Origin of the sequence: Microbacterium enclense (genome assembly GCF_004022425.1) — a bacterium.
Taxonomy (GTDB): Bacteria; Actinomycetota; Actinomycetes; order Actinomycetales; family Microbacteriaceae; genus Microbacterium; species Microbacterium enclense_A.
This window is the reverse complement of sequence record NZ_RBZY01000034.1, coordinates 19,445-41,691: the sequence shown is the minus strand read 5'-3', so window position 1 is coordinate 41,691 and position 22,247 is coordinate 19,445. Positions and strand designations below refer to the sequence as shown.

Here is a 22,247-nt window from a genome sequence, read left to right as displayed (position 1 = left end):
GGGGTTGTGCCGGAGTTGTGCGGGTGGGGCCGGGGTCGGCACAACTCCTGCAGAAGTGACTGGGGGCGTGCCGGGGCGGGTGGTTGGCCTGGTTGTGCCTGAGTTGTGCGGGTAGGGCGGATGGATGCCACGTGCGCACAACTCCTGCGGAATCAGCCGGGCTGCGCGGGCGTGGGGCGGTTCGCCCGGTTCTGCCGGAGTCGTGCCGCCGTCAGCGAAACCCGAGGCGGATCCCGGGGGTTGCACAGATGGCGGCGGATAGCCTGAAGGGTGCCGCACCCGAGCGGCGGAACGGATGACGGACGTGTTCGACAGCCCCATGTCGGTTTCGGCGTACCAGGTGCTCCGCGTCGACGTCGACATCGACGACGAGGGACTGCGCCGCGCCTACCGCGTGCGGCTGCGCGAGACGCACCCCGACACCGGCGGCGACGCCGCCCTGTTCGTGCAGGTGCAACGCGCGTGGGAACTCGTCGGGACCCCCGAGGCCCGTGCCGCGTACGACCGCGGCCGCGGGCACGCCTCGGCCGAGTGGGGCGGCGCGCCGGCGGCATCCCCTCCTTCCCGTCCGGACACTCGGCCCCGCGCCCGCGCCTACGGGCAGCCCGGCGGATGGCGGCGAGAACGGTACCTGTCGCTCATCCGCGAGTGGGTGGGCCGGGGCGTCGACATCGCCGACCCGTACGACCCCGCGCTCGTGCGGTCGGCCCCGCCCGAGATCCGGCACATCCTGGCCGATGCGCTCGCGGAGGAGGAGACCGCGCGGCTCGTGGCCGACCTCGGCATGGGGTACACCGTCTGGCACGACGTCTTCGCCGACCGCGACGGCCTCGACCCGGAGCAGAAGATCGACCACCTCGTGCTCGGGCCCAGCGGCCTGTACGCGATGCTCAGCGAGGACTTCGGCGGTCCGGTGGGTGTGCGCCGCGGCGAGATCAGCGGGCCGAACGTCATCGGGGCGCCGGTCACGCAGCTCGTGTCGCGGGCCCGGGTGATCGCGCGGGCGGCCGGCGTCCGGTTCAGCGGCGCGATGGTCGTCCTGCCCGACGACGCGATCCTCGACGCGGTCACGACGCTCGGCAAGGTCCGTGGGACCCCGGTCGTGCTCGTCGCGCGCAGCGCCCTCACCACGCTGCTGCGCCGCGGCATGCCGGGCGCTCGCGAGGTCGGCGGCACCGAGCTGTTCGACATCCGCACCCGGTTGCAGCAGCGCGTCCGCCACGTCTGACGGGAGTGGGCGCCGACGCCGGCGCGGTGCGCGAGCAACCGGACGTGCCTAGGGTGGGTACATGAGTTCCAACGAGACCCCGGATGCCACCACAGGTGCGGCATCCGACGAGATGAAGCGCAAGTTCAAGGAAGCCCTGGCGAAGAAGAACGGGCAGCAGCGGTCGGGTCAGGCTCACTTGGACGGTCACTCGGCCGTGCAGGGCACGCACGGAGCCGTCACGAAGCGGGAGTTCCGACGCAAGAGCGGCTGACCTCCCGGGCCGGACTCCGGAGATTCGGGCCGTTCGAAGGCCGTGCACCGCGGTGAGACGCCCGCACGGTTGAATCCTCCGGAGCCCCGCACGCGTCACCGCCGCAGCGGCGCCTCGAAGAACGCCAACTCCCGCCGCATCGACCGGTGGTACGCGGCCGACATCGCGGCGCGGACGGCGGGGGATGCCGATCGAGCCACCGCGTCCGCGATCCGCGACGCCTCGGCCGAGGACGCGGCGAACACCTCGTCGCCGTAGGCCGTGAGCCAGTCGGCGTAGGCGTGGTCGGGGTCGAAGGTGCCCCGCCAGCGCACGCCGATGTCGGTGTACAGCACGAAGCACGGCAGCACCGCCGCCACCAGCACCGCGTACGAGCCGCCCGCGGACACGGCATGCAGGTGGTCGGTGTAGGCGGTGGTGACGGGTGCGGGTTCGAGGGCGGTGGCATCCACGTGGCTCTCGTGCAGGCGCGCTTCCTCGGCGAGGCACGAGGCGGACGCGGAGGCCCAGAATCGCTGCTCCTCGGTGCTCGGTGCGAGCGCCGCGGCGCGCGCGAGCACGCGGGCGTACTCGCGCAGGTACAGCAGATCCTGCCCGAGGTACCAGGTGAAGGCGGCGCGATCCAGGTCGCCGGATGCCAGTCCCCGCACGAACCCGCAGTCGTCGACGTCGGCGCGCACGGACGCCGCGTCGGCCCAGGCAGCGGCGCTCCACGCCGGCCCGAGGTCGAGGTGCGGCCGCAGCTCGTGGAAGTGGTCGATCGGACCGTTGCCGCGCCCGACGTGCAGCTCGGCGGCGTTCTCCAGAGCGCCGGTGAGCCACGGCTTCGCACGTTCGAGCGCGGCGGGCCACGCGAGGCCGTGTGCCGCCAGGGTCGCCATGGCGGACGACAGCGAGCATCCCGTGCCGTGCGTGTGCGGGGTGTCGACCCGGCGGCCTGGTACCGGGTGGATGCCGGTGGTGTCGACGATGGCATCCGGGCTGTCCGGACCCCGCAGGTGCCCGCCCTTCAGCAGGACCGCGGTGTCGGCGCCTACGGCGAGGGTGCGCGCCTGCGCGACCGCGGTATCCCAATCGTCGGCGACGGGGGTGTCGACGAGCACCGCGAGCTCGGGCAGGTTCGGCGTCACGAGGTCGGCGAGGCGGCACAGGTCGCGGACGGCCGCTTCGGCGTCGGCGTCGAGCAGACGGTCGCCGCTTGTCGCGATCATGACGGGGTCGAGCACGACGATCGGCGGTCGCACCTCGGCGAGCCACGCGGAGACGACCGCGACGATCTCGGCCGAGCCCAGCATCCCGATCTTGACCGCGTCGATGTCGACGTCGTCGCTCACCGCCCGTAGCTGCGCCGAGAGGAACTCCGTCGGCGTCACATGCACTTCGCGCACCCCGAGGGTGTTCTGCGCCACGAGCGCCGTCACGGCGGCCATACCGTACCCACCGAACGCCGAGATGCTCTTGAGATCGGCCTGGATGCCGGCACCCCCGGTGGGGTCGGTCCCGGCGATGCTCAGCACGCGGGGGATCATGCCCAGGCCTCGCGCAGTGCGCGGGTCGCCGCGGCCGGATCGTCCGCACCGCTCACCGCCGACACGACGGCCACGCCGGCCGCCCCGGCCTGGCGAAGCGCGGCCACGTCGCCTACCTCGATCCCCCCGATCGCGACGCACGGCAGAGGTGCGGATGCCGCGAGCGCGGCGAACCCCTCGATCCCCAGGGCGCGCGGGTGGTCGGGCTTGGTCGCGGTCGCGCGGATCACCCCGACGCCGAGGTAGTCCACGGTGCCCGTCGGCAGGTGGGTGGCGGCGGAGAAGTGGGCCGGGGTGTTCGCGGTCAGGCCGATCAGTGCGTCGGCACCGAGCAGGCGGCGCGCCGCGACCACCGGCAAATCGCTCTGGCCGAGGTGGACACCGTCGACACGGGCGCCCGCGGCGCGCGCGGCCAGCACGACGTCGACGCGGTCGTCGACGACGAAGGCCGCTCGCCCCGCGATCACATCGGCGAGTACCGTGACGCGATCGAAGAGGTCCCGCCCGGACGCCTCCTTGTCGCGGAACTGCACGATGCTCGCCCCCGACCCCGCGGCGGCATCGACGATCTCGACGACGTCGGCGAACGGCATCCGGTGATCGGTGACGAGGTGCAGCGACAGGTCGTGCACGCTCACGAGGCGACCCGGCCGTGGAGATCCACCGGTTCGATCGCGGCGAGGGCGTCGAGGAACGCCACGGCGAACGACCCCGGCCCGCTCGAGGCGGCCTCGGCCCGCTCGGATGCCACGGCCCAGATCGCGCTGGCCGTCGTCGCGGCGGCGAAGCCGGCGGTCACCGCGAGCAGCGCCGCCATCGCGGCGCCGAGGGCGCAGCCGCCGCCCGTGACGCGGGTGAGCAGGACACTGCCGCCGGGCACGCGCGCTTCGCGCACGGCATCCACGATCAGGTCGACCGGGCCGGACACGGCGACCGTCCCGCCCGTGCGGATCGCGAGTGCGCGAGCGGCATCGAGCGCCGCCTCCGGGGAATCGGTCGAGTCGACGCCGCGCCCCCCGGCCCCCGCCCCGGCGAGGGCGAGGATCTCCGACGCGTTGCCGCGCACGATGGCGGGCCGCGCCTCGAGCAGGTCGTGAGCGAGCGCGGTGCGGACCGGCAGCGCGCCCACCGCGACCGGGTCGAGCACCCACGGCGTGCCCGCGGCGACGGCTTCGCGGGCGGCGTCGCGCTGTTCGGCGGTGGGGGTGCCGAGGTTCACCAGGACGCCCCTGGCGATGCCGGCGAAGAGTCCGGCCTCCCCGGGAATGTCGCACATCGCGGGCGAGGTGCCGAGCGCGAGGAGCGCGTTGGCGGTGAAGTTCGTCACCACCGCGTTGGTGATGCACTGCACCAGCGGTGGGGTTGCTCGCAGCTCGGCGAGGACGGTGGACGGAGACGACGACGTGCGAACGACCATTCGCGACATCCCTTCGCTAGTACGAACTAGATCAGGTTCGACGGGTGTGTTCTCAGCCCGATGGGGCACCCCGTGTCACTGCGGGCGACGCTAGCACGGGTGAAGGCACCACGTCAGAAGGGTGCGGGCTGTTCTTCCGGCTCGGGCGGAGGCGGATCGTCGGGGACGAATCGGACGGCCGGCGAGTAGGCGAGGGGTTCGTCGGTGTAGATCCGGCCGGTGGGTGAGGTCCACTCCAGCACTCCCCCGGGCACCTGCCGGACTCTCCATCGGGTGAACTGCTTCTGCGTGTGGTGTCGTTGGCAGAGGTGGGCGAGGTTGGAGACCTCGGTGGCACCACCGAGCGCGTCGTCGTGCGTGTGATCCACTTCGGCGCGGATCGCGGGGACCGTGCAGCCGGGCCACCGGCAGTGGCGGTCGCGAGCGCGGAGGAACCGGTCGATCGCGGTGCCGCGGTGGTACGAGTCGATGTGCAGGACCGCGCCGGTGACGGGGTGTGTGACGACCCTGTCCCAGGGGAGCGGGGACGTTCGGTCGGACAGATTCTCGGCCGCGGCGAGTTCGGAGGTGACCTCGTGCAACGCCATCTCGGAGGCTCGGTTGTTCGCCCGACGGTCGGCCATCACGTCAAGGGCCAAGTGCCCGGCCGCGGCCAGGGCGAGGGTGCGGGCCGCTTCTGCAGCGGCCAGCTGGGCGCTGGTCCGCAAGACCTCTGCGAGCACCGCGGACAGGACCGCCGGGGCCGCGGAGGACGGATCGGATTGCATGTGTGCATGCTAACGACGACCTCCGACATTGCCCCCGGTCCGCATGCCCTTCTGGGGGTGGATGCCATCGGGCGAGGACGGTGGAGGAGTCGCGCTTCTGGTGAGTGTGATGGCGCGGCGCGGCCGCGGGGAAGGTGGCGGACTCTCGCGCAGGGTCGCCGCGGTATGGCTACGATCGAAAGGTGATTGCAAGCATCCTGCTCTGATTCGGCATTGCGTTGTCCCGACCGGCTCGTCCGGTCTCCTTCGCATGCCGTTTCTGATTCAAGGAGTGCTTCCATGTCCAACCGCCCTCATTCCGCCGCGTCCGCGGCACCGTTCCTCACCGCCGACGTCTGGGACGAACGACGTCCTCTCGCAGACGCGAGACTGCGAGAACGCGTCTTTCCTGCCCGAGTTATCGGAGTGGGAGAGTCGGCGCACTTCGTCGCTGAGTTCAACGCGGCACGAGCGAGCCTCGTCGAATCGCTCATCCGGGACGCCGGAGTCGGGACCGTCGCCCTCGAAATCGGTCGCGACGAGGCGCCCCTCGTCCAGCAATGGCTCGGGAGGAAGCGGCCCGAGGAGTTGCATACGCTGGTCGGGCCGCTGACCACAGCGCTCTACGGAACGTTCCTCGACGACCTTCGCCGCCGGCTGCCGCAGAACCATGGTCTGCGCGTACTCGGTGTTGACTTGCCAAACTCCCTCTCGATTGCGCCGAGCGTCGCACCGCTCGTGGGCGTGCTCGCCAGAATCGATCCCGGCTCCTCGGAGCTCGTACACGCGACGAGCAAGCTGGCGGCACGGGTCCAGGGAGGCTCGGCGGCAGCGAGTGCCATGTCATGGCTCGCGCTCGAACAGGATGTTCAGGATTCACTCACCGTGCACCTGACCCGACTGCGAGCCAGGGTCGATGCGCTTGCCGCAGTACATCGAGCGGACGCCGATGCCAGCCTTTGGCAGGAAGCCAGCGCCCTCATCGAGGCGGCCGCGACAACAGATGTCATGCTGCGAGCAGTGGCTGACCTATTTTCCGGCGCGGGACGCAGTGACGACACGACGATTCGTGAGGTGTACGTCGCCCAGCGCATCAGGGATGCAGTCGAGACGCTCGCGGACGGCGAGCGGATCGCATATGTCGCGCACAATAACCACATCCAGAAGACGCCAGTCCGGTTCGACGGTGTGCTGACCGCGCACCCAGCAGGCAGTCTGCTCGCCGATTCGCTCGGCACCGGGTACCTCGCCATGGCCCTCACTCACGCTGACGAGAAGGTGCCCGAGATGGCATTCCCCGCCGCGACCGACGTTGGTTTCCGCGTAGAGCGAGTGGATGCCGCCGCGCTCAGCGAGCTCAGCGTGGAGGCTGCATGCGCCGGTGTGCTGCGACCAGCACGCACGGCCATTGTTCTCTGCGAGGCAGTCGGCGACGATCGCCCCCTGATGATCCGGTCGCAGAGCGCCACCGCGCAGATAACGGCACGCACATTCGACGTCGCCCTCGTCGTTGCGTCCGCGACGACGGACGCGGCTGTGTCCGTTCTCGGTCTCGATTAACGCAGCGTCAGATACGTGCTGTCCGTCGTCAATGCGCGGCGGACAGCACGTATCTGACTATCACGACGTACTCTCGGCGGAACCTGTCATCCCGGCGAATATTGGACGCACGGCAGCCGGCCGACTCTCAGTCGTTCAACCCGAAGAGGTCGAGCGGGTGGGTCAGCCGCCACCAGGGGCTGGGCGGCGCGATGTCGGTCTGCAGCTGCACGTCGACGGTCGCGGCATCCAGGGGCCCGGTGGTGATCAGCTCGCCGACGGTGTCGCCGGCGTCGCGCGCCTCGCCGAGGGTGAACGACGTCGCGGGGGTGGCGCTGGCGCCGTTCCACAGCACGTTCTGCGCGTCGTCCGCCGTGACGAGCGAGACGTTCTCGCCCCACAGTGTCGAGACGGTGCCGACGGCGGTTCCCGCGGGCAGCGAGGTCCGCAGGCGCACCTCTTCCTCGAGGCGGGCGTAGAGGACGCGACTGGCCAGGTCGCGCTCGTCCGGACCGGGCTGTCCGAGCACCGCCGCGTACGTGCGCACCGTCACCCCGCCGACCGTCAGATCTTTCGCCGACAGCAGGTTCCAGGCATCCAGGGTCCCGGTCTTGATGCCGACGACACCGGGGTCGGCGAGCAGTTGATTGCCGTTTCGGAACGATCCCGCGCCCGGCAGTGACAGCTCGGGCGTGCGCACGATCTCGGCGATCACGGGGTTCTGCAGCGCCTTCTCGGCGAGGGCGATGAGGGCCGTGGGAGTCGCGGTGTTGCCCTCCTCGATGCCCGTGGGATTGACGATCGTGATACCCGAGATGCCGCGCTCGGTGAGGTAGCGATCGGCCGCGGCGACGAAGTCGGCGTTGGAGGGCCAGAGATCGGATGCCAGCCGCTGGGCGTAGTTGTTGGCCGAGGCGATGAGCATGCCCTGGAGCATCTGCAGCTCGGTGAGCGTTCCGTCCACCGGGACGTCGAGGGACGACTCGCCGCGGAAGCGGTACTGCCAGTAGTCGTCGCTGTCGGCCTGCGTGAAGGCATAGGTCGGGCCCTGCTCGCCGGGGGCCAGCGGAAGGCGTTCGAGCACGAGCAGCGCCGTGACGACCTTGGTGATGCTCGCGATCGACTCGGGAGCATCGGCCGACGACAGCACGCCGGGCATGCCCTGCACCGCGATCGCCGCCTCGCCCTCGCCGGGCCACGCGGGAGCGGCGTCCGGCGCGGCGGCGGGCTGGACGGCGAGGGGGGTGACCTTCGGCGGCACGGCGTTCAGCGGCCACAGCAGGGTGACCGCGGCGTAGGCCGCGACGAGCAGCAGCAGAAGCAGGGGCGGGATGACGGTGGCGGGTCGCAGCGCCCGTCTCCGGCGACCGGCGAGGAGGTCGGGCACCCGCGGGCGCCAGGTCTCGAGCGTGAACTCGGGGGTCGGGCGCGGAGAGGCGGCGGCCTCGGGGTCGACCCACGTCAGAGCGATCGGTTCGCCGATGAGGGTGCGCTCGGTGGGCGCGGAATCGCCGGGCGTGGAATCGGCGGGCGCGACCGGCACGGCCGACCCGGCGGCGACGGAGTCGGGCGCTGCGGCGGACGCCGGCACCTCGGGCACCGCATCCGCTTCGGTCGGCGGAGGGACCTGGTCACGCAGCTCACGCCTCGTGGCCGGGGTCGCATCGTGCACTCGCCCACGCTACCCCGGGCACCGGCCTATACTCGGGTTTCACAACCACGGGAGTCCGGTGAGCCGGGCTGAGAGGAAGCGACCCACGCTTCGACCGTCGAACCTGATCCGGATCATGCCGGCGCAGGGAGGAGCGAAATGCACACGTCCACGTCTGCCCGGACGGCCCCGGCCGTCGCCACGTCCGACCGCTTCCGCTGGCGCGTCGTCGACATCGTCGTCGCCGCCGTTCTGGGCGTCGCGATCGGCCTCGTCTTCTGGGGCTGGAACACCGTCGGCGGCGTCTGGTTCGCCGCGATGGACGGCCTCACGCCCGGCCTCGGCGGCATCGCCGTGGGGATCTGGCTGCTCGGCGGCGTGGTCGGCGGTCTGATCATCCGCAAGCCCGGGGCGGCGCTGCTCGTCGAACTCATCGCGGCGATCGTCTCGGCCCTCATCGGCAACGTGTGGGGCATCAGCACGATCTACTCGGGCCTCGCGCAGGGACTGGGCGCCGAGCTGATCTTCCTCGCGTTCCTCTACCTCCGCTTCTCGCTCCCGGTGGCGATGCTCGCCGGCGCGGGGGCCGGTGTCGGGGCGTGGGTGTTGGAGTTCTTCACGGGCAACATCGTCAAGACCGCCGAGTTCAACCTCCTCTACCTCGGCACGCTCGTCGTCTCCGGCGCCGTACTCGGCGGTGTGGTGGGCTGGCTGCTCGTGCGGGCGCTCGCCGCGAGCGGCGCCCTCAGCCGCTTCGCCGCGGGACGCGAACGCCGCCGCGAGGTCTGATGCCGCATCCGGCACGCGTCGAGGTCGACGGCTGGGGGTGGCGCTACGCCGGTCGCCGGCTGCCCGCCACGGCCGACGTCGACCTCACGATCGAACCGGGGGAGCGGGTGCTGCTCCTCGGCGCGTCCGGGGCGGGCAAGTCGACGCTCCTCGCCGGGCTCGCCGGCCTCCTCGGGGGCAGCGACGAGGGTGTGGCCACGGGTCGCATCCTCGTCGACGGTCAGCCTCCCGAGGCGCAGCGCGGCCGCATCGGCCTCGTCCTGCAGGACCCCGAGTCGGGGGTCGTGCTGTCGAAGGTCGGCGACGACGTCGCCTTCGGCTGCGAGAACCTCGGTCTACCGGCGGATGCCATTCCCTCACGGGTCGCCGAGGCGTTGGCATCCGTGGGTCTCGATGTGCCGCTCGATCGGCCGACGAAGGCGTTGTCGGGCGGCCAGAAGCAGCGACTCGCGCTCGCCGGCGTGCTGGCGATGCGTCCGGGGCTCCTGCTGCTGGACGAACCCACGGCGAACCTCGACCCCGACGGCGTGCGCGAGGTGAGGTCGGCGGTGGAACGGGTGGTCACGCGCGACGAGACGACCCTCGTCCTCATCGAGCATCGCACCGCCGTCTGGGCCGACCTGGTGACGCGCGTGATCGTGCTGGCGCGCAGCGGGGGACTCCTCGCCGACGGTCCGCCCGCGTGGGTGTTCGCGGAGCACGGCGCGGCGCTCGCCGCGGCCGGTGTGTGGGTGCCGGGTCGTCCGATCGACCTGCCGGTGCTCGCTCCGGTCGCCCCGCCGATGGATGCCGCGCTCTCGGCGTCCGCTCTCGCGATCGGTCGCGACCGCCGCGCACCCGTGCGGGCGGGACTGGACGTCGTGATCCCCGAAGGTGCCGGAACGGTCGTGACCGGCCCGAACGGCGCGGGCAAGTCGACGCTCGCGCTGACCCTCGCCGGGCTTCTGCCCGAGCTCGCCGGGGAAGTCGCGGCGACGCCCGCGCTCGCCACCAGGGGTGTCCGGCGTCCCTCGCGCTGGCGCTCGACGGAACTCCTCACCCGCATCGGCACGGTGTTCCAGGAACCCGAGCACCAGTTCCTCGCCTCGACGCTGCGCGAAGAACTCGCGGTCGGACCCCGGGCCCTCAGGATGCCGGCGGCCGAGGTCGACGCGATCGTCGACGACCTGCTCGAACGGCTCGATCTGGCATCCCTCGCCGAAGCCCATCCGTTCACCCTCTCGGGCGGTCAGAAGCGTCGACTGTCGGTCGCGACCGTCCTGGCGTCGTCGCCCGCCGTGATCGTGCTCGACGAACCGACCTTCGGTCAGGATCGCCGCGGCTGGAGCGAGCTCGTCGCCCTGCTGCAGCGCGAGATCGCGCGCGGGCGCACCGTCGTCGCCGTCACGCACGATGCCGACGTCATCCACCACCTCGGCCAGCACCGCATCGCGCTCGGGGGCGCGGCATGAGCGCGGAGGTCGCCGTGGCCGAGCGGGCCGGAGCCTGGCTCGACGGGGTCAACCCGGTGACGAAGATCCTCATCGCACTCGTGCTGTCGATTCCGCTGTTCGCCACCCTCGACCCCGTCAGCGCCTCGGTCGCGATCGTGCTCGAGCTCGCGTGCCTTCCGCTGACCGGGCTGGCGGTCGGGACCGTCGCGCGGCGGCTGGTGCCCATCGTCGTGTTCGCCCCCGTCGCCGGGGTGAGCATGCTGCTGTACGCCAAGCCGGGGGGCACCGTCTACGGCCAGTTCCTGTTCGCCACGGTCAGCGACGACTCCATCGCGCTGTCGCTCGCGGTCATGTTGCGCGTGCTCGCGCTGGGCCTGCCGACGATCCTGCTGTTCGGGCGCACCGATCCGACCGAGCTCGCCGACGCGCTCGCGCAGGTCGCGAAGCTGCCGAGCCGGTTCGTCCTCGGCGTCCTCGCCGGTGCCCGCACGGTCGGGCTGTTCGTCGACGACTGGCGCACCATGACGCTCGCTCGCCGCGCCCGCGGTCTCGGCGACCGCGGAGCCGTGCGGCGCTTCCTCGGCATGGCTTTCGTGCTGCTGGTGTTCGCCGTCCGCCGCGGCACGACCTTGGCGACCGCGATGGAGGCCCGCGGATTCGGGGCGCCGATCGAACGCACCTGGTCGCGGCCCTCGCGTCTGCACCCGCGCGACGGCGTCGCGCTCAGCGGAGCGGTCCTGCTGATCGGCGTCGCGCTCACCGCCGCCGTGACCACCGGGGCCTTCCGCTTCGTCGGCGGGTGAGGTGGCGACGTGGGGGAGTCAGAGCACCCGCTCGAAGCACAGCGAGTCGGGCATCGTCGCGATGTAGGGCTCATATACGGGGATCGGGGTGAAGCCCGCGCGCTCGTACAGCGCGAGCGACTCGGGTTGCATCCGTCCGCTCTGCAGGATCACGCGGTGAGCACCGCCCTCTCGTGCCGTCGCGACAACGGCGTCCGTCAGCGCGCGGCCCACACCCCGTCGGCGCGCGGCGGCGGTGACGATCAGGCGTTTCAGCTCCCACTCGTCGCCGAGACGGCGCAGCATCACGTGTCCGAGCGCGGTGCCGCCGGCATCCACCGCCACGACGGTCGCGACGACCTCCTCCGCGTGCACGGCCAGCGCTCGCGCGCGCTCATCGGCCCTGCCCGGCGGGTCGTCGGCGTCGACGTCGCGGTAGCGCTCGTCGAGATCGACCTCCAGGATGCCGCGCAGCGCGACGGCCCGCGGGTCGTCGAGGTCCACCCGCTCGAGCATGAAGTCCACTCGACGAGCGTAGAACGAACGGCCGGGCCGCTTCCGGTCAAGGGGCAGGTGAACGGCCTCCGCGGATCCGTCTCGCGGGCTACGCTGAATCCTCGCCGCCGCCCGCCTCGGAGTGGCGAATGAGGGGTGAGGGTGCCGTGGACCTGTCGGTGGCGTTGCTCGCAGTCAGCGTCGCCGTCGTGTCCAGCGTCCTCTTCGTCGCTCTCCCCCATCTCGGCGGGCCGAGCACCATGCGGCTCTTCCTCCGCTTCGCCACGGGGTTCTTCGTCTGCGTGGTGAGTGCGTGCGCCCTCTACGTGGTCGCCCGCACGGGGGGCGGCGTCCTCTTCCAGGTCATGGGCGACACCGCGATGGTCCTGGCTCCCTCGCTCCTCTTCGTGGGGCTCTGCGTCCTGACCGAGCGTCGAGCCCTCGAACCCGGGGTGCTGGCATTCGCCCTGACGGTGACCGTCGCGGTGGTGTCCACGACCGTGCCGCAGCCGACGCCCCTCATCGTCCGGGGTGTCGCCGTCGCGGTGGCGTGCGTGGCCTGCGCGTGGGCAGCCCTCCGCTCGCCCGTCGAGCCGGCGCAGCCGCTGCGCGTCATCGCCGTCATCGGTGGCTCGTACGCCGTGTACTCGCTCGTCCGCATGCTGGTCGGGCTGACCGCGGGGTGGGGGTCGGCCACCGTTCTCGCGGCGACGTTCTTCGTCCCGGCGATCATCACCGGGGTCGTGGTGGCGACCGTCGTCATCGTGTGCGTGGGGTGGCTGAGCGTCGGTCGTTCCCGGCTGGAGGCGACACGCCGCCGCCCGGCCGGCACGCTCGTGGTCGTCGGGGACTGGCACCTGGCATCCGCCGCCTATGGTCAGGAGCGTGTGCGGACGCTCGTCCTCCAGCTGCAAGCAGCGGCGCACGATCTGGATCCGAACGCGGTCGGCGTGGTCCGAGGGGTCGAGGTCGTGCTGGCCTCGCCCGTCGCCACGCTCGGTGCGAGGGTGCGGGATGCGTACGGCTGGAGCGCCGACGAGGTCGCACTCCTGTCGGACGGTGCCCCGACGGGCACGGTGCGGCTGCCGATCATGAGGTCCCGCCGTCCCCCGCGGGCACGGTCACGCCGAACCTGAGTCCCGGGTAGAGTGACACCGAGTTTCTGCTTCGAAGGAGAACGCATGGACATCGCGGGTGTATCCGCCCTCGTCAGCGGAGGGGCTTCGGGGCTCGGTCTCGCCACCGCGCATCGCCTGAGCGCCGCGGGTGCGCGCGTCACGATCGTCGACCTGGCGTCCTCCGCCGGAGCGGCCGTCGCCGACGAGCTCGGCGGCACGTTCGCGGCGGCGGACGTCACGGATGCCGAGCAGGTCGCCGCCGCCGCGGCCCGCGCCGCCGAGGCGGGACCGCTGCGCGTTGTGGTGAACTGCGCGGGGATCGCCCCGCCCGCGAAGGTGCTCGACCGCGACCTGAAGCCGACGCCCCTGGCCGACTTCGAACGGCTGATCCGGATCAACCTCGTCGGCACCTACAACGTCATCGCGCAGGCGTCGGCGCTCATGGCGGCCCAGGAGCCGGCGGAGGGCGGCGACCGCGGCGTCATCGTCAATACCGCGAGCGTCGCGGCGTTCGACGGGCAGATCGGTCAACCCGCGTACTCCGCCAGCAAGGGCGGCGTGCACGCGATGACGCTGCCGATCGCGCGCGAGCTGGCGCGCCACGGCATCCGCGTGGTCACCATCGCCCCCGGCATCATGGAGACCCCCATGCTCAAGGGACTGCCGCAGGCCGCGCAGGACTCCCTCGGCCAGCAGGTGCCCTACCCGTCACGCCTCGGCGCCCCCGACGAGTACGCGCGTCTCGTGCTGGCGATCGTCGACAACGGCTACCTCAACGGCGAGACCATCCGTCTCGACGGCGCGATCCGAATGGCGCCGAAATGACCGACGGCATCCTCCTCTCCGTCGATGCGGGCCTCGCCCGCGTCACGTTCGACCGTCCCGCGTCGCTCAACGCGATGGACTTCCCGATGGCCCGCCGCTGGCGCGACGTCGCCCACGAGGTCACGTCCGACGCTTCCGTGGGAGCCGTGATCCTGGATGCCGCGGGCCCCGCGTTCTGCGCCGGTGGCGACGTCGTGGCAATGGCGACGACCGGTGCGTCCGGTGCCGATGTCACCGAGACGGCGGAGGCGATCCACGACGGCATCCGCACGTTCGTCGAGGCGCCGCTGCCGATGGTCGCCGCCGTGCAGGGCGCGGTCGCCGGCGGCGGACTCGGACTCATGCTCACGGCCGACTACGTCGTGGCGAGCGAGAACGCCCGCTTCGTCAGCCGCTACGCCAACATCGGTCTCACCCCCGACCTCGGCGTCTCGACGCTGCTCCCCGCCGCGATCGGCCAGCGCCGCGCGCTGCAGCTGCTGTTGCAGGACCGGATGCTGGATGCCGCGGAGGCCCTCGAGTGGGGGCTGGTCGCGGAGGTCGTGGCATCCACGGATCTGGTCTCGCGGGTCGAGGAGATCGCGCGGTTCTGGCTCGACGGGGCGACCGCGGCGTTCGGTCAGGCCACACGGCTGGTACGCGTCGGAGCCGGTCGCACGTTCGCGGAGAATCTCGCCGACGAAGCCGCCACGATCGGTGCCGCATTCGAGACCCCCGACGCGCGGGCCCGGGTCGCGGCCTTCGCGGCCGCCTCCGCGAAAGGACGCTCATGACATTGGCTGGGAAGACCCTCTTGATGTCCGGCGGCAGCCGCGGCATCGGCCTCGCGATCGCGCTGCGCGCGGCGCGCGACGGGGCGAACATCGCGATCCTGGCCAAGACCGACACCCCGCATCCGAAGCTCGAGGGCACGATTCACACTGCGGCCGAGGCGATCCGCGCCGCGGGCGGCCAGGCGCTGCCGATCGTCGGCGACGTCCGCGACGAGGAATCGATCACCGAGGCCGTCATCCGCACGGTGGGGGAGTTCGGCGGCGTCGACATCGTGGTGAACAACGCCAGCGTCATCGACCTGTCGGGTTCGCTCGACCTCGCGACGAAGAAGTACGACCTGATGCAGGACGTCAACGTCCGCGGGACGTTCCTGCTCTCGCGCGCGGCAATCCCGATGCTGAAGGACGCCGAGAACCCGCACATCCTGTCGCTCTCGCCGCCGCTGAACGTCACGCCTCGCTGGCTGGGAGCGCACACCGGGTACAGCCTGGCGAAGTTCGGCATGACGATGGCGACGCTGGGGATCGCGTCGGAGTTCGCGAGCGACGGGATCGCCGCGAACGCCCTGTGGCCGCGCACGACCATCGCGACCGCGGCGGTGCAGAACGTCATCGGCGGCGACCGGCTCATGCGGGTCTCGCGCACGCCCGAGATCTACGCGGATGCCGCGTACGAGGTGCTTACGCAGCCGTCGCGCGAGCTCACCGGCCGGACGCTGATCGTCGAGGACGTGCTGGAGGCCGCGGGCGTGACGGATTTCTCCGGCTACGCCGCCGTCCCCGGCACTCCCGACGAGGCCATGTACCCCGACATCTTCCTGGACTGAGGCTCCTCGCACCGATAAACGCCGTTCCTCTCCAGAAACGCTGCGCCGCGGCGTGTCTCGCGAGGATCAGCGTTTATCGACGGGAGGGGGCGGCCTCAGATCAGGCCCAGCTCGGCGAAGGCGTTGTGGACGCCGTCGTCCAGCACCGCGGTCGTCACGCGACCGGCCTGAGCCTGCAGTTCCGGCACCGCGTTACCCATAGCGACCGGGGTGCCGACGACCTGGAACATCTCGACGTCGTTCCACGAGTCGCCGATGCCGATGGCATCCGCCGGGTCGAGGCCGAGCAGCGCCAGCACTTCGAGGATCGCGGATCCCTTCGTGACGCCCGTGAGCCCGATCTCGCCGTTCGAGCCGCCCGGGAGCGGGATCGAGCCCGGAATGACGTGGAACCGCTCGCCCAGTTCGGCGGCGGCGTGCGCGACCGTGTCGGCGGCGGGGCTCACGAACACCGCTTTCGCGACCTGATCGCGGTCGACCTCGGCGAGCGGCCGCGTGCGCGGGATCGCGGTGGTCGCCGGGACATCGAGTCCGGCGGCGGCCCGCTGCGCGAGGCGCTGGCGCACGTACTCGCGCGTCACCGGCTCGATGCCGGGCGAGGCGAACACCGCCTCGTGCGACTGGAGGAAGTAATGGATGCCATGCGCGGCGAAGTAGTCCTCGATCGCCGCCACGTCGTCGCGGCGCATCGGATGGCGCACGAGCATCTCGCCGTTGCGCGTGGCGTACGCGCCGCCGTTGCTGATCGCGCCGTCGAAGCCGATGGCCGTGACGTCGGGGTGGATATCGCCCTGGGCGCGGCCCGTGCAGAGCCACACGAGGTGGCCGTTGGCGCGCGCCTGACGGATGGCGGTCACGGTCGAGGGGGCGATCAGCGAGCCGTGCTCGAGGATCGTGCCGTCGACATCGAGGAAAGCGATGCGGGTCATGCGTTCTCCGCGGAAAGGCCCCGGGCGGTGGGTGCCCGGGGCCGATCCGATCGATGGGGATCAGCGGGTCAGCGACCCGCCGTTGGTCCGGATGACGTCGGAGTACCAGTGGAACGACTTCTTCCGGTACCGATTCAGGGTTCCGGAGCCGTCGTCGTTGCGGTCGACGTAGATGAAACCGTATCGCTTGCTCAGCTGCGCCGTGCTGGCGCTGACGATGTCGATGCAGCCCCACGAGGTGTACCCGAGCACAGCGACGCCGTCCTCCAGCGCCTCGCCGACCTGCACGAGGTGGTCGTTGAGGTACTGGATGCGGTAGTCGTCGACGACCGTCTTCTCTCCGTCGACCTCGACGAGCTGGTCGCGCGCGCCCAACCCGTTCTCGACGATGAACAGCGGCTTCTGCCAGCGGTCCCAGAACTGGTTGAGCACCAGGCGCAGGCCCACGGGATCGATCTGCCAGCCCCACTCGCTCGCCGGGAGCGTGGGGTTCGGCACACCGCCCATGATGTTGCCCTCGCCGGAACCGCGCTTGTCGGCATCCGCGGTCTCCGCGATCGACATGTAGTAGCTGAACGAGACGAAGTCGACCGTGTTCTTCAGATCGGCGCGGTCCTCGTCCGTGATGTCGAGCTCGATGCCCTCCTCGCGGAGGCGCCGCAGGAAGTACCCGGGGTACTCGCCACGGGTATGCACGTCGCCGTAGACGAGGTTGCCGTGGTCGGCATCCATCACCGCGACCGCGTCGGCGGGCGACGGGCTGAGCGGGTAGATCGGCATCGACAGCACCATGCAGCCGACCTTCGCCGCGGGGGCGACCTCGCGGGCGATGCGAGTGGCCCGGGCGGATGCCACGAGCTCGTGGTGCATCGCCTGGTACAGCTCGCCCTTCGGCACGCCGCCGTCGGGGATCGGGATGCCGCCGCTCATGAACGGCGCGTGCAGCAGGGAGTTGATCTCGTTGAACGTCAGCCAGTAGGTCACGCGGTTGCCGAAGCGCTCGAAGAGGGTCCGGGCGTAGCGCTCGTAGAACCCGATGAGCGCGCGGTTCGTCCACCCGCCGTACTGCTCGGCGAGGTGCAACGGCGTCTCGTAGTGCGAGATCGTCACGAGCGGCTCGATGCCGTGCTTCTCGAGTTCGTCGAGCACCCGGTCGTAGAACGCCAGGCCCTCCTCGTTCGGCTCGGTCTCGTCGCCGTTCGGGAAGATGCGGCTCCACGCGATGGAGAAGCGGTAGACCGAGAAACCCATCTCGGCGAACAGGGCGATGTCCTCGGCGTAGCGGTGGTAGTGGTCGATACCCACCAGCTTGAGGTTGTCGGGCGTGGGGCGATCGGTGCGCGGACCGGAGATGCCGCGGGGCATCACGTCCTGCACCGAGAGGCCCTTGCCGTCCTCGTCGTAGGCGCCCTCGATCTGGTTCGCGGCGGTCGCGCCGCCCCAGAGGAAGCCGTCGGGGAAAGGAGTGGTCGTCATGGGGGTGTCTCCAGGGTCAGCGGGCGGTGGTCATCGCATCGACGGACACCGCGCGGAACAGCGTCTCGCCGTGCGAGAGCGGGCCGGATGCCACGTCGGCGACGTCGGGGTAGAGGTCGCCGTTCGTCACGATCACCGGGGTGATGAGGTCGTATCCGGCGCGCTCGATCGCGTCGCCGTCGAACTCGAGCAGGAGGTCACCGGCCTTCACCTGCTGACCGGAGGCGACCTTCAGGGCGAAATGCTCGCCGCCGAGCTTGACGGTGTCCAGGCCCACGTGGATCAGCAACTCGACGCCGTCGACTCCGCGAAGCCCGACGGCGTGGCCGGTGGGGAACGCCGCGACGACGGTGGCGTCGAAGGGGGCGTAGACGGCTCCGGAGGTGGGGCGGATCGCGACGCCCTTGCCCAGCGAACCGTCGGCGAAGGCGGCATCCGGGACCTCGCTCAGCGGGACGGCGGTGCCGTCGACGGGCGCGAGGACGACCGTGTCGGTGGCGACCGCGGCGGGGGCGGTGTCGTCGGTCGGGTCGCGGAAGCCGACGAGCACGACCAGCAGGAAGGGCACGAGGACGGCGGCGGCCAGACCGATGCCGAGCATGACCATGTTGCCGTTGCCGAGGAGCGCGGGGAGTGCGAGGCCCGACGGAACCACGAAGGCCGTCGAGAAGACCCCACCCATGGCGATGATCGCGCCACCCAGGGCACCGCCGACGATGCCGAAGGCGAAGGGGCGCTTCAGCGGAAGGTTGATGCCGTAGATCGCGGGTTCGGTGATGCCGGCCAGGAAGCCCGAGAGCGTGGCGGGCGCGGCGAGGGAGCGGAGGTTCTTGTTGCGCGTGCGGACGAGCACACCGGCGACGGCGGCCGCCTGGGCCAGAACAGCCGCGAACACGGGGCCGATGAGCAGGATCATGCCGGTGGTCTGGTACTCCAGCTGGAAGAGCGGAACCAGGCCCCAGTGCAGACCGAAGATCACGAACACCTGCCAGAGACCGCCCATGATGGCGCCGCCGAGCCACGGCACCGTCTCGAAGACCCAGCCGATGCCCGAGGCCAGCCCACCGCCGATGAGCGCCGAGATCGGTCCGATTACCACGAAGACCAGCGGCACTGCGACGAGCACGACGAGCATGGGGGTGACGAAGCGGCGGATCGCGCCGGGCAGCACGCGCAGGAGGAAACGCTCCGCGTGGCTCTGGAGCCACACGATGATGATGACCGGGATGACGCTCGAGACGTAGCTGACCATCGTCACCGGGATGCCGAAGAAGGTCACGTCGGGCGCACCGGTCAGCGCGGTGATCGAGGGGTACACGAGCGCGCCGGCGATCGCGAACGAGGTGAACTCGGATGCCTTGAAGTAACGCGCCGCGGTGATGGCCAGCGCGAGGGGCAGGAAGTTGATCAGCGCATCGGAGAGCGCGTTGAGGATCGTGTAGGTCGTGGTCGTGGCATCCATCCAGCCGAAGGTCACGGCGGCAGCGAGGAACGCCTTCAGCAGACCGGTACCGGCGAGGGCCCAGAGGATCGGCGTGAAGATCGCCGAGATCATCTTGATGAAGCGGTTGAAGAGGTTGCCCTTCGGGCCGTCTTCGGTGGCACCGTCGCCGCCGCCGAGCTTCGTCTGGGCCTGGATCGCGGCGTAGACGTCGGGGACGTCGTTGCCGATCACGACCTGGTACTGCCCACCCGCCTGTGCCGTGGTGATGACACCGGGCGTCGCGCGGAGGGCCGTGGCATCCGCTTTGCTCTCGTCCTTCAGGACGAATCGGAGCCTCGTCGCGCAATGCACGAGGGACTGGACGTTGCTCTCTCCACCCACACCGGCGAGAACGCCCGCCGCTGTCTTCGCGTGATCCGCCATCGGAACCGCCTGCCTTTCGCCGCGTCTGTGCGGCCTGTCGAATGTTCTGTGGCGACGGCCCCGGAGAGTTTCGGGCAATAAAAAAGACCCGAACCCGTTCATCGCTCGTCAGCGATGTGAGTTCAGGTCTTGCCCGCTCGCGCGGTAACAATCCAGGAATCGTCGGCAGGGGATGAACCCTGCGTCGGCGACTATAGCACCGGCGCGCCGGGGTCGCCAGCGTCGGCGCCGCGGCCCATGCTCGTCGCCAACCGCTCCACATGCACGATCAGGTACAGCACCTCTTCGTCGGTCAGGGCCGAGCCGGTGGCGGCCAGCACGTACGCCTTGACGGACTCGGCGATCCCGAACGCGCGCGGATACCGGTGCTTCGCGAACTCGAAGAACGACGAATCGCCGCTCGCGAGCATGGTGCGCTCGACGAGCCGCTGCAGCAGGAAGCGCACGTGCAACACGAATCGGGCGTAGTCCGCGCTGCCCGTGTCCAACGCGGTCCCCAGGCCCGTCTCCACCGTGCGCACCACGTGCTGCACTCGACGGAACAGCAGGGCCGCGGTGCCGTTGGGTTCGTCGCGCGTGGCGTTCAGGAGGTGCATCGTGAGGAACACGCCCTCCTCGGGAGGGAGTTCGCGCTCGAGGGATGCCGCGATAGAGGCGGCCATGTGCTCCGCCACGCGTGACTCGTCGGGGTGCAGGATGCGCAGCTCGGGCATCGAGGTCCCCGGGATGCGGATGCCCTGGTCGAGGCGCTCCACCACGTAGTGCACGTGATCGATGACGGCCAGCGGGAACCGTCGGCCGAGGTCGCGGCCGAGTTCGCGTTCGGCTTCGTCGACCGCTCGCAGCACCGCCTGCACCAGCGTGTACGGGGCGTCCGTGAGGAGCTTACGGGCGTGCGCGGTATCGCTGGCCTGGTCGAGGATGAACGTCTTCTCGACCTTCGCTGGGTCGATGCGCCCGTCGTGCTTGAGCTGGAAGCCGATGCCGCGACCCATGAGCACGCGTTCCCGGCCGTCGGCGTCGATCGACACGACGACGTTGTTGTTCAGCAGCTTCTGCACGCCGCCGGGCGGGAGGGAGACGTCACCGGCACCGGGCATGGGATGCAGTTTAGGGCTGCCGTGTCGTGGGGTGCGCGGCGCTCGGTCTCACAACTCCTGCAGAATCGGGCGCCCGGCACGGGCGCTGCGAGACGAGGCGGTTTCGCCGGAGTTGTGCGGGCCGCGCCTCGCCCAGCCTCGCCGCAGGTGGCCGCCGGTACCCTGGGACCATGACCGATCAGACCCCCGTGCGCGAGACTCCGCCCCGGCAGGTGCGTCCCGCGGGGGCCCCGGCCGACACCGCGGTGCGCGAGACGAAGCCCCGGCAGGTGCGGCCGAAGACCGAGGGATGGCAGCAGGCGAAGGACGAGACCGGTCGTCCCCTGCTGCAGTTCGCCAGTCCCAAGCGCGGCAAGCCGCCCGTCCACCTCGCCGACCTCACCGCCGAGGAGCGCGTGGCCAAGGTGAAGGAGCTCGGGCTCCCCGGGTTCCGTGCGAAGCAGCTCGAGAAGCACTACTTCACCCACTACACGTCGGATGCCGCCGACATGACCGACCTGCCGGCATCCGGTCGCGAAGAACTCGTCGCGGGGCTGCTGCCGCCGTTGCTGACAGAGGTGCGGCGTCTCGAGACCGATCGCGGCGACACGATCAAGTTCCTGTGGAAGCTGCACGACGGCGCGCTCGTCGAGTCCGTGCTCATGCGGTACCCCGGGCGCATCACGCTGTGCGTGTCGAGCCAGGCCGGGTGCGGCATGAACTGCCCGTTCTGCGCCACCGGCCAGGCCGGGCTCACGCGCAACATGTCGGCGGCCGAGATCATCGAGCAGATCGTGCGCGCCAACGCCCTCATCGCCGCCGGTGGCCTGGGCGGCAAGAAGCGCGACGACCACTCGCTCGACCGCGTCAGCAACATCGTCTTCATGGGGATGGGTGAACCGCTCGCGAACTATGCGCGGGTCATGCAGGCCGTGCGCGTGATGGTCGACAAGGAGCACGGGCTCGGCATGAGCGCCCGCGGCATCACGGTGTCGACGGTGGGCCTCGTCCCCGCGATCACGAAGCTGTCGAACGAGGACATCCCGGTGACCTTCGCCCTGTCGCTGCACGCGCCCGACGACCACCTGCGTGACGAGCTGATCCCGGTCAACTCCCGCTGGAAGGTCGACGAGGCGCTGGATGCCGCCCGCGCGTACTTCGACAAGACCGGGCGCCGCGTCTCGATCGAATACGCCCTGATCAAGGACATGAACGACCACGCGTGGCGTGCGGACCTGCTGGCCGAGAAGCTCAACGCCCGCGGCCGGGGCTGGGTGCACGTGAACCCCATCCCGCTGAACCCGACGCCCGGGTCGATCTGGACCGCCTCCGAGGTGCCCGTGCAGAACGAGTTCGTGCGGCGCCTCAACGACGCCGGGATCCCGACGACCCTCCGCGACACCCGCGGGAAGGAGATCGACGGGGCGTGCGGTCAGCTCGTCGCGACCGAAGAAGACGAGGCCGCCGCGGCGGAGACGTCGGTCGGCTGAG

The 22,247-nt window shown here is 70.9% G+C and carries 20 protein-coding genes, 1 pseudogene and 2 riboswitches; of the genes and pseudogenes, 11 read left to right on the top strand and 10 right to left on the bottom strand.

The window, feature by feature from the left end; all coding sequences use genetic code 11:
- The first annotated feature begins 304 nt into the window (after positions 1–304).
- Together D8Y23_RS10500 and D8Y23_RS10495 are read left to right on the top strand one after the other, a co-directional pair.
- Complete coding sequence (locus D8Y23_RS10500; protein WP_128218092.1) at positions 305–1,228, top strand: DnaJ domain-containing protein; 924 nt, start codon at positions 305–307, stop codon at positions 1,226–1,228.
- Between the two features lie 61 nt (positions 1,229–1,289).
- Entirely contained in the window at positions 1,290–1,481 is a 192-nt protein-coding gene (locus D8Y23_RS10495; RefSeq protein ID WP_128218088.1) for a DUF5302 domain-containing protein, read from the top strand.
- Positions 1,482–1,576: 95 nt separating this feature from the next.
- Here D8Y23_RS10495 and thiD read toward each other — a convergent pair whose 3' ends face one another.
- From thiD to D8Y23_RS10475, 4 genes and pseudogenes are all read right to left on the bottom strand, one after another.
- The gene (gene thiD / locus D8Y23_RS10490; protein WP_128218087.1) at positions 1,577–3,010 is read right to left on the bottom strand and encodes a bifunctional hydroxymethylpyrimidine kinase/phosphomethylpyrimidine kinase; all 1,434 of its coding nucleotides are present in this window, start codon (positions 3,008–3,010) and stop codon (positions 1,577–1,579) included.
- Positions 3,007–3,648 (bottom strand): thiamine phosphate synthase, encoded by a 642-nt coding sequence (gene thiE / locus D8Y23_RS10485; protein ID WP_240663867.1) that lies wholly within the window; start codon positions 3,646–3,648, stop codon positions 3,007–3,009. The genes thiD and thiE overlap by 4 nt, the downstream gene beginning before the upstream one ends.
- A complete protein-coding gene (thiM, locus tag D8Y23_RS10480) occupies positions 3,645–4,427 on the bottom strand; it encodes a hydroxyethylthiazole kinase (protein ID WP_128218086.1) in 783 nt (260 codons plus the stop codon). The genes thiE and thiM overlap by 4 nt, the downstream gene beginning before the upstream one ends.
- Positions 4,419–4,510: riboswitch (TPP riboswitch) on the bottom strand. Its footprint overlaps the gene before it by 9 nt.
- A 30-nt stretch (positions 4,511–4,540) precedes the next feature.
- A pseudogene (locus D8Y23_RS10475) lies at positions 4,541–4,942 on the bottom strand (HNH endonuclease); the annotation flags it as partial.
- A 531-nt stretch (positions 4,943–5,473) separates the two neighbouring features.
- Here D8Y23_RS10475 and D8Y23_RS10470 point away from each other — a divergent pair.
- On the top strand, positions 5,474–6,733 hold the full coding sequence (locus D8Y23_RS10470) for an erythromycin esterase family protein (protein WP_128218085.1): 1,260 nt from the start codon (positions 5,474–5,476) through the stop codon (positions 6,731–6,733).
- Between the two features lie 127 nt (positions 6,734–6,860).
- Here D8Y23_RS10470 and D8Y23_RS10465 read toward each other — a convergent pair whose 3' ends face one another.
- Positions 6,861–8,384: a D-alanyl-D-alanine carboxypeptidase family protein gene (locus D8Y23_RS10465; RefSeq protein ID WP_128218084.1), complete on the bottom strand. Its 1,524-nt coding sequence runs from the start codon at positions 8,382–8,384 to the stop codon at positions 6,861–6,863.
- 37 nt (positions 8,385–8,421) lie between these two features.
- A riboswitch (TPP riboswitch) is annotated at positions 8,422–8,531 on the top strand.
- On the opposite strand from D8Y23_RS10465, the gene D8Y23_RS10460 reads away from it, so the two are divergent.
- The 3 genes from D8Y23_RS10460 (at position 8,523) to D8Y23_RS10450 (ending at position 11,388) form a co-directional block, all read left to right on the top strand.
- Positions 8,523–9,152, top strand: coding sequence for an ECF transporter S component (locus D8Y23_RS10460; RefSeq protein ID WP_128218083.1), 630 nt, complete (start codon positions 8,523–8,525; stop codon positions 9,150–9,152). (Overlaps the previous riboswitch by 9 nt.)
- Positions 9,152–10,603, top strand: coding sequence for an ABC transporter ATP-binding protein (locus D8Y23_RS10455; protein ID WP_128218082.1), 1,452 nt, complete (start codon positions 9,152–9,154; stop codon positions 10,601–10,603). Before D8Y23_RS10460 ends, D8Y23_RS10455 begins: the two co-directional genes overlap by 1 nt.
- The gene (locus D8Y23_RS10450) at positions 10,600–11,388 is read left to right on the top strand and encodes an energy-coupling factor transporter transmembrane component T family protein (protein WP_128218081.1); all 789 of its coding nucleotides are present in this window, start codon (positions 10,600–10,602) and stop codon (positions 11,386–11,388) included. The genes D8Y23_RS10455 and D8Y23_RS10450 overlap by 4 nt, the downstream gene beginning before the upstream one ends.
- 18 nt (positions 11,389–11,406) lie before the next feature.
- Here the strand turns inward: D8Y23_RS10450 and D8Y23_RS10445 are convergent, their stop codons facing one another.
- Entirely contained in the window at positions 11,407–11,883 is a 477-nt protein-coding gene (locus tag D8Y23_RS10445) for a GNAT family N-acetyltransferase (protein WP_128218090.1), read from the bottom strand.
- Positions 11,884–12,011: 128 nt separating this feature from the next.
- On the opposite strand from D8Y23_RS10445, the gene D8Y23_RS10440 reads away from it, so the two are divergent.
- Genes D8Y23_RS10440 through D8Y23_RS10425 form a run of 4 tightly spaced genes read left to right on the top strand, consistent with a single transcriptional unit; the run spans position 12,012 to position 15,405 of the window.
- On the top strand, positions 12,012–12,998 hold the full coding sequence (locus D8Y23_RS10440; protein WP_164878209.1) for a hypothetical protein: 987 nt from the start codon (positions 12,012–12,014) through the stop codon (positions 12,996–12,998).
- Between the two features lie 45 nt (positions 12,999–13,043).
- Positions 13,044–13,805, top strand: coding sequence for an SDR family NAD(P)-dependent oxidoreductase (locus D8Y23_RS10435; protein ID WP_128218079.1), 762 nt, complete (start codon positions 13,044–13,046; stop codon positions 13,803–13,805).
- Positions 13,802–14,578 carry an enoyl-CoA hydratase/isomerase family protein gene (locus tag D8Y23_RS10430; RefSeq protein ID WP_128218078.1) on the top strand — a complete coding sequence of 259 codons (777 nt, stop codon included), beginning with the start codon at positions 13,802–13,804 and terminating at the stop codon, positions 14,576–14,578. Before D8Y23_RS10435 ends, D8Y23_RS10430 begins: the two co-directional genes overlap by 4 nt.
- Positions 14,575–15,405 carry an SDR family oxidoreductase gene (locus tag D8Y23_RS10425; protein WP_128218077.1) on the top strand — a complete coding sequence of 277 codons (831 nt, stop codon included), beginning with the start codon at positions 14,575–14,577 and terminating at the stop codon, positions 15,403–15,405. The genes D8Y23_RS10430 and D8Y23_RS10425 overlap by 4 nt, the downstream gene beginning before the upstream one ends.
- Positions 15,406–15,500: 95 nt before the next feature.
- Here the strand turns inward: D8Y23_RS10425 and D8Y23_RS10420 are convergent, their stop codons facing one another.
- From D8Y23_RS10420 to D8Y23_RS10405, 4 genes are all read right to left on the bottom strand, one after another.
- Positions 15,501–16,334 carry an HAD family hydrolase gene (locus D8Y23_RS10420; protein ID WP_128218076.1) on the bottom strand — a complete coding sequence of 278 codons (834 nt, stop codon included), beginning with the start codon at positions 16,332–16,334 and terminating at the stop codon, positions 15,501–15,503.
- 60 nt (positions 16,335–16,394) lie between these two features.
- Positions 16,395–17,810, bottom strand: coding sequence for a glycoside hydrolase family 1 protein (locus D8Y23_RS10415; RefSeq protein ID WP_128218075.1), 1,416 nt, complete (start codon positions 17,808–17,810; stop codon positions 16,395–16,397).
- A gap of 16 nt (positions 17,811–17,826) precedes the next feature.
- The gene (locus D8Y23_RS10410; RefSeq protein ID WP_128218074.1) at positions 17,827–19,677 is read right to left on the bottom strand and encodes a beta-glucoside-specific PTS transporter subunit IIABC; all 1,851 of its coding nucleotides are present in this window, start codon (positions 19,675–19,677) and stop codon (positions 17,827–17,829) included.
- 191 nt (positions 19,678–19,868) lie between these two features.
- Positions 19,869–20,777: a PRD domain-containing protein gene (locus D8Y23_RS10405; RefSeq protein ID WP_128218073.1), complete on the bottom strand. Its 909-nt coding sequence runs from the start codon at positions 20,775–20,777 to the stop codon at positions 19,869–19,871.
- Between the two features lie 170 nt (positions 20,778–20,947).
- Here D8Y23_RS10405 and rlmN point away from each other — a divergent pair, with 170 nt between their 5' ends.
- Entirely contained in the window at positions 20,948–22,246 is a 1,299-nt protein-coding gene (gene rlmN / locus D8Y23_RS10400) for a 23S rRNA (adenine(2503)-C(2))-methyltransferase RlmN (protein WP_205797019.1), read from the top strand.
- Position 22,247: the final 1 nt, after the last annotated feature.

Coding starts and splice junctions, on each gene's coding strand:
- D8Y23_RS10415 (WP_128218075.1), bottom strand. CDS start 17,810: ATGACGACCACTCCTTTCCCCGACGGCTTCCTCTGGGGCGGCGCGACC.
- D8Y23_RS10440 (WP_164878209.1), top strand. CDS start 12,012: ATGAGGGGTGAGGGTGCCGTGGACCTGTCGGTGGCGTTGCTCGCAGTC.
- thiD (WP_128218087.1), bottom strand. CDS start 3,010: ATGATCCCCCGCGTGCTGAGCATCGCCGGGACCGACCCCACCGGGGGT.
- D8Y23_RS10455 (WP_128218082.1), top strand. CDS start 9,152: ATGCCGCATCCGGCACGCGTCGAGGTCGACGGCTGGGGGTGGCGCTAC.
- D8Y23_RS10420 (WP_128218076.1), bottom strand. CDS start 16,334: ATGACCCGCATCGCTTTCCTCGATGTCGACGGCACGATCCTCGAGCAC.
- D8Y23_RS10430 (WP_128218078.1), top strand. CDS start 13,802: ATGACCGACGGCATCCTCCTCTCCGTCGATGCGGGCCTCGCCCGCGTC.
- thiM (WP_128218086.1), bottom strand. CDS start 4,427: ATGGTCGTTCGCACGTCGTCGTCTCCGTCCACCGTCCTCGCCGAGCTG.
- D8Y23_RS10460 (WP_128218083.1), top strand. CDS start 8,523: ATGCACACGTCCACGTCTGCCCGGACGGCCCCGGCCGTCGCCACGTCC.
- D8Y23_RS10470 (WP_128218085.1), top strand. CDS start 5,474: ATGTCCAACCGCCCTCATTCCGCCGCGTCCGCGGCACCGTTCCTCACC.
- D8Y23_RS10445 (WP_128218090.1), bottom strand. CDS start 11,883: ATGCTCGAGCGGGTGGACCTCGACGACCCGCGGGCCGTCGCGCTGCGC.
- D8Y23_RS10450 (WP_128218081.1), top strand. CDS start 10,600: ATGAGCGCGGAGGTCGCCGTGGCCGAGCGGGCCGGAGCCTGGCTCGAC.
- D8Y23_RS10435 (WP_128218079.1), top strand. CDS start 13,044: ATGGACATCGCGGGTGTATCCGCCCTCGTCAGCGGAGGGGCTTCGGGG.
- rlmN (WP_205797019.1), top strand. CDS start 20,948: ATGACCGATCAGACCCCCGTGCGCGAGACTCCGCCCCGGCAGGTGCGT.
- D8Y23_RS10410 (WP_128218074.1), bottom strand. CDS start 19,677: ATGGCGGATCACGCGAAGACAGCGGCGGGCGTTCTCGCCGGTGTGGGT.
- D8Y23_RS10425 (WP_128218077.1), top strand. CDS start 14,575: ATGACATTGGCTGGGAAGACCCTCTTGATGTCCGGCGGCAGCCGCGGC.
- D8Y23_RS10495 (WP_128218088.1), top strand. CDS start 1,290: ATGAGTTCCAACGAGACCCCGGATGCCACCACAGGTGCGGCATCCGAC.
- D8Y23_RS10405 (WP_128218073.1), bottom strand. CDS start 20,777: ATGCCCGGTGCCGGTGACGTCTCCCTCCCGCCCGGCGGCGTGCAGAAG.